The sequence below is a fragment of the Neobacillus fumarioli NBRC 102428 genome (assembly GCF_001591485.1).
Lineage (GTDB): Bacteria > Bacillota > Bacilli > Bacillales > Cytobacillaceae > Neobacillus > Neobacillus fumarioli.
The window spans coordinates 1-10,778 of sequence record NZ_BCUZ01000093.1; the positions used below are offsets into that span (position 1 = coordinate 1).

The 10,778-nt window shown below is 42.1% G+C and carries 11 protein-coding genes and 1 other annotated feature; all 11 genes read right to left on the reverse strand.

Going from position 1 to position 10,778, the window contains the following annotated elements; genetic code table 11:
- Positions 1-32: 32 nt before the first annotated feature.
- On the reverse strand, positions 33-509 hold the full coding sequence (gene greA / locus BFU02S_RS12090; protein WP_066370942.1) for a transcription elongation factor GreA: 477 nt from the start codon (positions 507-509) through the stop codon (positions 33-35).
- A 159-nt stretch (positions 510-668) separates the two neighbouring features.
- Positions 669-1,304 carry a uridine kinase gene (udk, locus tag BFU02S_RS12095; protein WP_066370944.1) on the reverse strand — a complete coding sequence of 212 codons (636 nt, stop codon included), beginning with the start codon at positions 1,302-1,304 and terminating at the stop codon, positions 669-671.
- 1 nt (position 1,305) lies between these two features.
- Positions 1,306-2,574: a peptidase U32 family protein gene (locus tag BFU02S_RS12100; protein WP_066370945.1), complete on the reverse strand. Its 1,269-nt coding sequence runs from the start codon at positions 2,572-2,574 to the stop codon at positions 1,306-1,308.
- A gap of 48 nt (positions 2,575-2,622) precedes the next feature.
- Positions 2,623-3,552, reverse strand: coding sequence for a peptidase U32 family protein (locus tag BFU02S_RS12105; protein WP_066370946.1), 930 nt, complete (start codon positions 3,550-3,552; stop codon positions 2,623-2,625).
- Positions 3,549-4,223: an O-methyltransferase gene (locus BFU02S_RS12110; protein WP_439951010.1), complete on the reverse strand. Its 675-nt coding sequence runs from the start codon at positions 4,221-4,223 to the stop codon at positions 3,549-3,551. Before BFU02S_RS12110 ends, BFU02S_RS12105 begins: the two co-directional genes overlap by 4 nt.
- Positions 4,224-4,349: 126 nt before the next feature.
- Positions 4,350-5,408, reverse strand: a complete 1,059-nt coding sequence (gene mltG / locus BFU02S_RS12115; protein WP_084361100.1) for an endolytic transglycosylase MltG — start codon at positions 5,406-5,408, stop codon at positions 4,350-4,352.
- 193 nt (positions 5,409-5,601) lie between these two features.
- Positions 5,602-5,913, reverse strand: a complete 312-nt coding sequence (locus tag BFU02S_RS12120) for a DUF1292 domain-containing protein (RefSeq protein WP_066370957.1) — start codon at positions 5,911-5,913, stop codon at positions 5,602-5,604.
- Positions 5,914-5,925: 12 nt separating this feature from the next.
- The gene (gene ruvX, locus BFU02S_RS12125) at positions 5,926-6,342 is read right to left on the reverse strand and encodes a Holliday junction resolvase RuvX (RefSeq protein ID WP_066370960.1); all 417 of its coding nucleotides are present in this window, start codon (positions 6,340-6,342) and stop codon (positions 5,926-5,928) included.
- A 3-nt stretch (positions 6,343-6,345) separates the two neighbouring features.
- Positions 6,346-6,612, reverse strand: a complete 267-nt coding sequence (locus tag BFU02S_RS12130) for an IreB family regulatory phosphoprotein (RefSeq protein WP_066370962.1) — start codon at positions 6,610-6,612, stop codon at positions 6,346-6,348.
- Between the two features lie 72 nt (positions 6,613-6,684).
- Complete coding sequence (gene alaS, locus BFU02S_RS12135; protein WP_066370963.1) at positions 6,685-9,321, reverse strand: alanine--tRNA ligase; 2,637 nt, start codon at positions 9,319-9,321, stop codon at positions 6,685-6,687.
- Positions 9,322-9,376: 55 nt separating this feature from the next.
- Positions 9,377-9,607: a binding site (T-box leader), on the reverse strand.
- Between the two features lie 47 nt (positions 9,608-9,654).
- Positions 9,655-10,719 carry an AI-2E family transporter gene (locus BFU02S_RS12140; RefSeq protein WP_066370964.1) on the reverse strand — a complete coding sequence of 355 codons (1,065 nt, stop codon included), beginning with the start codon at positions 10,717-10,719 and terminating at the stop codon, positions 9,655-9,657.
- Positions 10,720-10,778 lie beyond the last annotated feature (59 nt).

Below are 10,778 nucleotides of genomic sequence, written 5' to 3' on the forward strand. Positions count from 1 at the left end.
CCCCTTCCTTTTTAAACAAAAATGTCCAGTTTTTACTTAATGCTAACGATTCTTACATTCATTTCGCCGCCAGGTGTTTGCACAGCCACTTCGTCACCGACTTTTTTTCCTAGCAGGCTCTTGGCGATCGGTGAGTCATTGGAAATCTTGCCTTCAAACGGGTCAGCTTCGGCACTGCCGACGATCGTGTAAGTTTCTTCTTCACCATCAGGAAGTTCTACAAAAGTAACAGAACGGCCTAATGTAACAGTATCGCCGGCTAGTTCGTCTTCGCTGATAATTTTCGCATTGCGAATCATATTCTCAAGAGTTGTAATTCTACCTTCTACAAAAGCTTGTTCTTCTTTAGCAGAATCATACTCGGAGTTTTCAGATAAGTCGCCGAAACTTCTGGCAATCTTTATCCTTTCTACAACTTCTTTCCGTTTAACTGTTTTTAAGTACTCGAGCTCCTGCTCAAGTTTTTCTTTTCCTGCCTGCGTCATTGGAAATTCTTTTTCTGCAGCCAAAACCCTCACTCCTTCTAGTCTTCACAATCCCCCATTAGAAATTGTGTTGTGTTTTTATGTAAATATTGTGCCAGCGGCACAATATATATCCTGCGCGTCCCAAATTTAGAACGCGCAGGTAAATGAAGCATTTTAAAAATAGATTCTTTTGCTATTGTTTCATAAAAACGCTTTTTGTTCAAGAATTGTTTGAATTTTTGTCACCATCAAATCGATGGCAACATGATTCTGCCCGCCTTCTGGAATAATGACATCAGCGTAACGCTTTGTTGGCTCCACGAACTGATTATGCATGGGCCGCACAACATTTGTATACTGATCAATCACCGACTCGAAGGTCCTGCCCCGTTCTTTAATATCCCGGGTCAGCCGGCGGATAATTCTTAAATCGGCGTCGGTATCTACAAACAGTTTGATATCCATTAAATTGCGGAGGCGTTCATCCTCAAGAACGAGAATTCCTTCTAAAATAATGACATCTTTTGGTTCGACATGGATTACCTCGTCCGATCGGGTATGAATGGAATAATCATAGACAGGTTTTTCAATTGGCTGATACTGAAGCAGCTTCTTAATATGCTCAATCAGCAAATCATTGTCGAACGCAAGCGGGTGGTCATAATTTGTCTTTAATCGCTCTTCAAATGGCAAATGACTTTGATCCCTATAATAGAAATCCTGCTCAAGAATTAAAATGGAATGGCCTTTAAAACTCTCATAGATGGCTTTGGTGACACTTGTTTTCCCTGAGCCCGAGCCGCCGGCCACACCAATTACAACCGGTTTAGGCATCATGCTAGTTCTCCTTCCGCATCATGTTGTTAGGGTAAACCGGTTTGTCCAATTTAAACCGTACAATTTGCAGTGGATGCCTTGCCGCATCCAGCTCGTTCCCCTTTTCGTCCCAAATTTTATCAATGACGTGAGTAAAGTTTTGGATTTCTGGTCCGAAGAATTCCACTTCGTCTCCCGGTTTGAAATGGTTCCGCTGTTGTAGGGTGACCATTTGTTCATCCTCATTGTAATCAAGTACAAGCCCTACAAATTCATACTTGGTCTTTTTGCTATGATTACCAAACATTTGCTCTTTATACCCCGGAATTCCTTCGAAAAACGCTGGAGCCGTTTCCCGATTGGCGCATTTATCGAGTTCTTCCAGCCACTCGCGCTTAATGACAAAATGATCCGGGTCCGCGCAATAAGCATCGATTACCTTGCGATATACGCTGACAACTGTCGCAATATAATGAATCGATTTCATCCGGCCTTCAATTTTTAAACTGTCAATACCGAGCTCGATCATCTTTGGAATCGATTGAATTAGATTTAAGTCTTTCGGGCTCATGGCAAACGGGGCATCTTGATCACTATAAAGAGGGACTTCATTGCCGCCTTCAATCTCGTAAAGGTCATAATCCCAGCGGCATGATTGGCAGCAGCCGCCGCGGTTTGAGTCCCGTGCTGTCATATGGTTGCTTAAGGTGCAGCGTCCCGAATAAGCAATACACATCGCCCCATGGATAAAGGTTTCGATTTCGATATCCACTTTTTCTTTCACTTCTCTAATCTCTTCGGCACTTGTTTCACGAGCCAATACGACGCGATCCAGCCCTTCTTCTTTCCAGAATTGAACGGCCTTCCAGTTTGCCAAAGATTGCTGAGTACTTAAGTGAACTTCAATTTCCGGCGCAATCCGGCGGCATGTTTCGATAATCAGCGGATCAGCAACAATAATTCCGGCGATTCCCGCTTCTTTTAAGCCGTACATATATTCTTCGAGGCCGGGAATATTTTCATTGTGGGCATAGATATTCGTAGTTACGTAAATTTTTGCCCCGTATTGTTTCGCGAACTCTACCCCTTCTTTAATTTCTTCGAGGGTGAAGTTATCCGCATTGGAACGGAGGCCGTATTCCTGGCCGCCGATAAATACAGCATCAGCCCCGTATTGTACAGCAATTTTCAATTTTTCAAGATTGCCTGCCGGTGCTAGGAGTTCCGGCTTTTTCACAATGACACGCTTTCCGTTAACAATCTCAGAAATTTTATCTTTAACTGTATTCATGCTAAGAACCCCTCCCTTGTAAAAAAATGATTCAACAATACTTTTTTATTAATAAACCGTTTCTTTGAAGAAGAATCCTGTATCCAATGGACGATTGGCCGGCTGAATTTCTTCGATGGATGCAAGAAGCCCATCCTTTTGATCCTCATAGAGATCCGGATTTTCGTAATATAAGTCAATTGCCTTACGATATGCCTTTGTAACAGCAAGAATATACTCTGGACTTTTTAAGATTCCATCGATTTTAAACGAATCGACGCCTGCTTCCAGCATATCCGCGAGCTCATCAATGATACAGATATCATTTGGGCTCATAATATGGGTGCCGTTTTCGTCTTCAAAAATCGGATATTTATTGCCGCGCTCTTTATCATGCAAGAACATATTCTTTTTGGTCTTGCGGTTTTCTATCTCCATCACTTTACCCTGGTATTCAAAATAGTTTCCAAGTAAGGAGCGCTTTGATTGGAACATACAGCTCATCCCATGAACCTGAACTTCGATTTCCACTTCTGCCTTCTCTACAATCTCAACGATGGCATCCATATTGATTTCGCGGGCAAGAACCGCTCTTTTCGCCCCTTTTCGGCCCCAATAATTACAGGTATACCAGTTTGTTCCCGTTGTTTCCGTACTCCAATGCAGCTTCATTTCTGGTGCTGATTCCCGGGCAGCCATCAATACTGCTGGATCCCCGAAAATAACAGCATCTGCACCTGCTTCGACCAAAAAGCGGAGATAATCGCCCAGTTCATCAACCTTATCATTGTGAAAGATCGCATTCATGGCCACATAAACTTTTTTCCCTTTTGAATGAGCAAGTTCGATCGCCTTCTTGACATCTTTACGGTTAAATTCACCGGCAAGCCTTAGTCCATACCTCTGTTCACCGATAACAAAAGCATCTGCACCTGCTTCTGCTAAAGGCAGTATATCGTCAATCGAAATCGGTGTTACGAGCAGTTCCGTTTTTTTCATTTGCTTTCACCTCTTTTTTTGCTAATGGCAACCCCATCGCCTACAGGGAGAATAACCGTATCATAGTCCGGATGATTCATTAACCAGCGGTTAAAATCAGCAATCTTTCTGACAAGATTCCGCGTTCTTTTTGAATCAATCTCCTCTTCGGCAACAAGACCTTTAAACAAGACATTATCCGTAATAATCATTCCGTCCCCATTCAAATGTTTGGAATAAATCGAGAAGAACTTTTGATATTGACCTTTGGCAGCGTCAATAAAAATGGCATCAAATGGGGCAAAACTGCTGACCGTATCCTCTAATTCTAACGCATCACCTTGCAGCAAAACAATTTGCTCCTGATGGTTTGACCGGGAAATAAATTCACAAGCAGATACATAACGCTCATCGTTTCGCTCAATGGTAACAATCCGGGCATCTGGCAGGGTCATGGCCATTCTTAGCGCAGAATAGCCAATAGCTGTTCCAATCTCGAGAATATTGGCTGGCCGGTGAACTCTTAGCAATTGCAGCATTGCCTCGATACCTGTCAACTCCATAATAGGAACATGATGAATAGCTGCATATTCCTCCATTTCCGCAACAAGCGGATCTCTCTGTGGAATTAGTTCTTCAATATAAGAAAGCAGCTTCTGATCCAACAAGCTGCGCCACTCCTTTAAATGCATTTTTGCCAAAATTATACTCTTTAGACATATGAAAACTCGCCGATTGGCGAGTCGAGTTTTTAAGCACCTGACTATTTTACCACAAACAAAGTGCGAATGCGAATTTTTCCCTCTTTGTTCCGCTGGTTATTTATTGGAAATATACTTAGCTTTTTCTTGATTATGTTCCGCAAGTGTTTTTGTAAAAATAATGCTGCCTGAAGGCGTCGCCAAAAAATAGTAATAATCAGTTTTGGCCGGATTTAATGCTGCTTCAATCGAGGAAATACCCGCATTGGCAATAGGTCCAGGAGGTAGGCCTGGATGCAGGTACGTATTAAATGGAGAATTCACTTGCAAATCTTTATAGTACACTTTCTCCTTATGCTTTCCTTCAGCATAAAGCACAGTCGGGTCTGTTTGCAGCGGCATCCCCTTCTGGATTCGATTATAAAAAACACTGGCAATCTTATTTCGATCCGTTCTCCCTGTCGCTTCCTCTTCTACAAGCGATGCCATTGTTAATAATTCATGAACAGATAGCTTTTTTTGTTTCATTTCATTTTGATACTCATTTAAGACACTTCGTGTCTTGTCAAGCATGACATCAACCATTTCATCTACTGAAGGGTTTGGTTTGTAAAAAGAATAGGTAGCTGGAAATAAATAGCCTTCAAGCGGATATTTCACAGATTTATTAAGTATTTCATTTGTCAATAAATCCGGATATTTGGCCATCAGTGTTTTGATAAATTGGCGGTCATTTAATTGATTGATGATAACTGCATCTTTCTGTTTCATAGCTTTTGCCATGATGTCAGCTATTTCCGTCAACTGTGTTCCTTCAGGAATCGTTATTTTGACACTTGGCGTCGGGAGAATCTTGCCTGTTTTCAAGCGGCTGATAATTCCAGGGACATCCATGGAGGGGCTGAGAACATACTCACCTGCTTTAAACCCGCCTACATTTTTAAGCTTGACATAATATTTAAATACTATAGCACTTTTTATGATCCCGTTTTTCTGCAGTGTTAAGGCAATTTCCGATACGGATGAACCAATTGGAATATTTACTTTTTTCTCAAGTTTACTTTTTGGATTCACGGGTTTTAAGGCGGAATTAACATAAAAGTAGCTTCCCCCGCCGATCAGAAGAATCAATACCAGCACTGCTATCGATACGATAAAGACGATCTTTCTAACCATCCTTGCTTCACTTTGCTGTTCCAGCAATTTTTGCCGAATAATATCTTTTTTATCTCTTGTCAACACCACTCCTCCTTCTTCAAGGCATGTGAATAATAATTTAACTTTACCAATATAAAAAGAAAAATGTCAATTTCTCAAAGAATTTGCCGAAAAAAAAAACCAGCTTTTCTAAAAAAGCTGGTTTTTGTCCTTATTCGGATTCTTCTTCTTCCACAAATGTATTAAATACTTCTTCTATCATTTCCCATTCTTCGTCTGTTTCGACTGGCAGTAACTCTCCTAAGCCGCCATCTTCGGTTGGAATATAGGCATATGCATGTACGATTCCCTCTTCATCTCCATCCTCGGATTCTCCGACTGGATAGAACAATACGTAGGATCGTTCAAATTCATCTGAATCAAATGTTAACAGGATTTCGAATAATTCTTCGTCCCCATTTTCATTGATCAGAGTGATATAACGCTCTTCTTCTTCATGGTTCGATTTATGTTCGTGTGCCATTTGTTCACCTCATTATTTTTTACTGTCAAGATAACCTTGCAGTATCATCACAGCTGCCATTTTATCAATCACTTTTTTGCGCTTTTTTCGACTCATATCTGCTTCCAGCAATACACGTTCAGCGGCCATTGTGGTAAGGCGTTCGTCCCATAACACCGTCCGCACGGAAAATCTTCGTTCAATTTCCGAAGCGTAATATTGGCTTGCTTCACCGCGAGGACCAATCGTGCCGTTCATATTCTTTGGCAGCCCGACAACCACTTCGCTGACTTGATATTCCTTTATAATTTGTCCAATATCTGCAAAACCAAATTGATTCTTTTCTTCGTTGATGTTGATTGTTTTCAGGCCCTGTGCCGTCCACCCCAGCTCATCACTCAAGGCGATGCCGACCGTTTTCGAGCCTACATCCAAACCTAATATCCGCATTCCTTAACCCTCTCGCTGTTTTTTCAGATAGGATTTCACCAGCTCTTCGATAATTTCATCGCGTTCAAGCTTACGAATAATATTTCGTGCATCCCGATGCCTTGGAATATAGGCAGGATCTCCGGATAGAAGGTAACCGACGATTTGATTGATGGGATTATAGCCCTTTTCCTTTAAAGCCTCATAAACTTGCAGTAATACTTCGTTGACATTATGTTCATAAGGATCTTCAGGAAAATGAAATCGCATCGTTTTGTCAAATGAGCTCATTTCACGCACCCCACATTCTGCAAGAGGAGAGATTTGCATTTGTTACCTTCATTTTACACTAGTTTGTCCTATTTACAAAACAGATTTTACCCAATCTGAAACAAATGCAAGCGCGGAATCTAGTTTTGCTGGATCTTTGCCGCCCGCCTGCGCCATATCTGGACGGCCGCCGCCGCCTCCGCCGCATTTTGTGGCAACTTCTTTAATTAACTTGCCCGCGTGATAGCCTTTTTCAATCAAGTCTTTTGTGACAGCAGCAATTAAGTTTACTCTGCCTTCATTTATACTTCCGAGAACAATAACAGCTGAGCCTAGCTTTTGCTTCAGGTCGTCGGCCATATTTCTAAGGTTGTTCATATCGGCTGCTTGTACTTTTGCAGCTAATACTGTTACTCCTTCAATGTCCACAGCTTTCGATACAAGATTTCCTGCTTCAATATTTCCAAGCTTGGCAGCAAGGGATTCATTTTCCCGTTCGAGATGCTTCATTTCAGCCAGGATACTGTCGATCCTTGTGACAACTTCTTTTGGCGTTGTTTTGAGTTTATCTGCTGCATCCTTTAACATGCCAACCTGCTCATTCAAAAGCTTGTAAGCTGACTCCCCCGTAACCGCTTCAATCCGTCTTGTACCGGCCCCAATGCCGCTTTCAGAAACAATTTTAAATAAACCGATAACAGCTGTATTCGGTACATGACAGCCGCCGCACAGCTCAAGACTGTAATCTCCTACTTTTACAACCCGGACGATGTCACCGTATTTTTCGCCGAATAGGGCCATAGCCCCCATTGCTTTTGCTTCAGCAATCGGTTTTTGGCTGATGTCCACTTCCAGGCTGTTCCAGATTTTTTCATTGACGATTTTTTCAACCTGCTCAAGTTCCTCAGGCTTTATTTGGCCAAAATGGGAAAAGTCAAAGCGGAGCCGCTCCGGCTCGACTAATGACCCGGCCTGGTTTACATGTTCGCCAAGTACATCTTTTAAGGCACGGTGAAGCAGGTGGGTTGCCGTATGGTTTCTTGTAATCTTCACGCGATTTTCCGCATCGACTTTAGCAGTAACCTTCTCGCCTATTTTCAATGTTCCCGTTTCAATGACAACCGTATGAAGATTTTGACCGTTTGGTGCTTTTTGAACATCTTTTACTGTCATAACTGCGCCTTCTCCTTCAATCACACCGCGGTCAGCAATTTGCCCGCCGCTTTCTGCATAAAACGGTGTCCTATCGAGAATAAGCTGAACTTCCTGCCCGGTTTGGGCCTCGCTAACAAGCTCACCGCTTTGAATGATCGCAAGGACGGAAGAATTGATAACAAGCTCGCCGTAGCCAACAAATTCGCTCTTGACAGTCAAATCGCGAAGAACGCCACCTTGAACATGCATGGAATTTTCATCATGCCGTGCTCTACGTGCCCGCTCGCGCTGTTCTTCCATTTCATCCTCAAAACCTTTAAGGTCAATTTTCATACCAGCATCGCCGGCGTATTCCTCGGTTAGCTCAACCGGGAAGCCATATGTATCGTAAAGACGGAATACATCTGCTCCATGAATGGTATCGTTGCCGTTTTCTTTCTCTTTCTTGATGACACTGGCTAAAATGGATAAGCCTTCATGAAGAGTTTCATGGAAACGTTCTTCCTCATTTTTAATCACCTTTTGAATGAATTCTTGTTTATCCTTTACTTCAGGATAAAAATCATACATGATTTCGCCGACAACAGGGACAAGCTCATACATAAACGGGCGATTAATATCAATTTGTTTCGCATAGCGAACTGCCCGGCGCAGCAACCGTCTTAACACATAGCCACGTCCTTCGTTTGAAGGCAGTGCCCCATCTCCGATCGCAAAAGCAACCGTCCGGATATGGTCAGCAATAACTTTGAACGAAACGTCAAGTTCTTGATCTGCTCCATATCTTTTTCCAGAAATCCCCTCTGTTGCTCGAATAATCGGCAAAAATAAATCTGTATCAAAATTTGTCGGAACGTTTTGTACAACCGAAGCCATCCGTTCCAATCCCATCCCGGTATCAATATTTTTCTTAGGAAGCGGTGTATAGCTGCCATCCGGATTGTGGTTAAATTGTGAAAATACTAGGTTCCAAACTTCCAAATAACGTTCATTTTCCCCGCCTGGATATAATTCAGGGTCATTTGGGTCATCCCCATATTCCGGTCCGCGGTCATAGAAGATTTCTGTATTAGGACCGCTCGGGCCTTCTCCGATATCCCAGAAATTTCCTTCTAGACGGATAATCCGTTCCTCAGGAATGCCAATCGTGATATGCCAGATATCATATGCTTCAGTGTCTTCCGGATGGATGGTGACCGATAACAATTCAGGGTCCCAGCCAATCCATTTTTTATCAGTTAAAAACTCCCAAGCCCATTCAATCGCTTCTTTTTTAAAATAATCACCAATTGAGAAATTGCCGAGCATTTCAAAAAACGTATGGTGGCGCGCAGTTTTTCCTACGTTTTCAATATCATTGGTACGGATCGATTTTTGCGCGTTGGTAATCCGTGGATTATCCGGTACAACACGGCCATCAAAGTATTTTTTTAATGTAGCGACACCGCTGTTAATCCATAACAGTGATGGATCATCATGCGGAACGAGCGAAGCACTTGGTTCAATTGCATGCCCTTTTTCTTTAAAAAACTGTAAAAACATCGCACGAATTTGTGAACCAGTTAAATTTTTCATAAGATGAACCTCCTTCTTTTTCTAAAAAAAGCATATAAAAAGCTCTCATCCCCAAAACAGGGACGAGAGCTGATCTCGCGGTACCACCCTGATTATGAATACAAAAATACGTATTCATCTCTCAATAAGCCCATAACGCTAGCCACACGGCAGGGATTAGCTGCATTCCGGAATAGCTTTCTGTTATCCTTCATCTAGAGCTTCTTTCAGCCGCGGAAACTCCTCTCTTCCCTCGCAAAACGAGTCAGATGGACTATAACATACTTGGTTCCTTCAACATTTTCAGACTTTTTTATACTATATGCCGAATTATAGCTATTCCACACTGGTTTGTCAATGTTTGTCCCTGATCATTAATTGTTTTGCATGGATTACTGCTACTTTAAGAACTACTAATGAAGGAACAGCGATAATCAGCCCTATTACTCCGCCAATTTCTCCGCCTGCTGTAATCGCCAGCATGATCAAAAGCGGATGCATATGCAGACTTCTGCCAAAGATATAAGGAGATAAAATATTTCCCTCTAGAAACTGAAGAACTAAAATGATCCCAATCGTTATGATGACTAATTTAACCGAAACAGTCGCTGCGATAATGACTGCCGGAAGGGCACCGATAATTGCGCCAAAATAGGGAATTACATCCGTTATTCCGACAATAAATCCTAAAAGCAATGGGTACCGCAAATGGAAAATCCAAAACAGTAAGGCGGCTGCACCGCCGATAATCACACATACCAGCACTTGGCCGCGGATATAGCTTCCAAGCGAATCATCGATATCCCTTAACAGCCGCGCACCTTGCCTCCTCCATTGTTTAGGCGCCAAATACCAAATGGCTCGCTTCACTAAATCAATATCCTTCAGCATATAAAAAGCGATAAACGGAATGATGATAATGACTAACGTAGATTTCAAGAACTTCATTAATATATCAATCGTAAGCGATAATAGCGAGTCTAATTTTTTTTCAAAGGCATCGATTCCATCATTCATTTTTCCTTGCAGTCCATCCGGCCATGTCCGTGTATGGGCTTGAATGGTTTTGATCCAGTCGCGGTATGTTTGCGCAAACACCGGAGCATTTTCCGAAAGGTCTTTCATTTGATCGATAAATGCAGGGATCCCTTTATATAAAGCAAAGCCGATTCCCCCAAAAAAAAGAACATAAATAAGAATAATAGCAAATCCTCGGTGAAGACCTTTTTCATGGAGCTTTTCCACAACCGGATGCAGCAAATAAGTAATAAATCCCGCGATGAAGAAAGGTAAAATGATCACGCCGACCACTTTTATTATCGGAAGCCAAACAAAGCGCATTTTTAGAAATACATAAATTGCAACCAATATCAGCAGTATAAAACCAATCCGCCAGTACCATTTCATTCGAATATCCAAAGCGTGAGCCTCCTTATGATTATTGTGGGAGGCACACCTTGGAATTATGCAATACAGAA

Bases quoted from the DNA above. Each gene is read 5' to 3' on its own strand.
- udk (WP_066370944.1), bottom strand. From the start codon at position 1,304: ATGATGCCTAAACCGGTTGTAATTGGTGTGGCCGGCGGCTCGGGCTCA.
- BFU02S_RS12100 (WP_066370945.1), bottom strand. From the start codon at position 2,574: ATGAATACAGTTAAAGATAAAATTTCTGAGATTGTTAACGGAAAGCGT.
- BFU02S_RS12105 (WP_066370946.1), bottom strand. From the start codon at position 3,552: ATGAAAAAAACGGAACTGCTCGTAACACCGATTTCGATTGACGATATA.
- BFU02S_RS12110 (WP_439951010.1), bottom strand. From the start codon at position 4,223: ATGCATTTAAAGGAGTGGCGCAGCTTGTTGGATCAGAAGCTGCTTTCT.
- mltG (WP_084361100.1), bottom strand. From the start codon at position 5,408: ATGGTTAGAAAGATCGTCTTTATCGTATCGATAGCAGTGCTGGTATTG.
- BFU02S_RS12120 (WP_066370957.1), bottom strand. From the start codon at position 5,913: ATGGCACACGAACATAAATCGAACCATGAAGAAGAAGAGCGTTATATC.
- ruvX (WP_066370960.1), bottom strand. From the start codon at position 6,342: ATGCGGATATTAGGTTTGGATGTAGGCTCGAAAACGGTCGGCATCGCC.
- BFU02S_RS12130 (WP_066370962.1), bottom strand. From the start codon at position 6,612: ATGAGCTCATTTGACAAAACGATGCGATTTCATTTTCCTGAAGATCCT.
- alaS (WP_066370963.1), bottom strand. From the start codon at position 9,321: ATGAAAAATTTAACTGGTTCACAAATTCGTGCGATGTTTTTACAGTTT.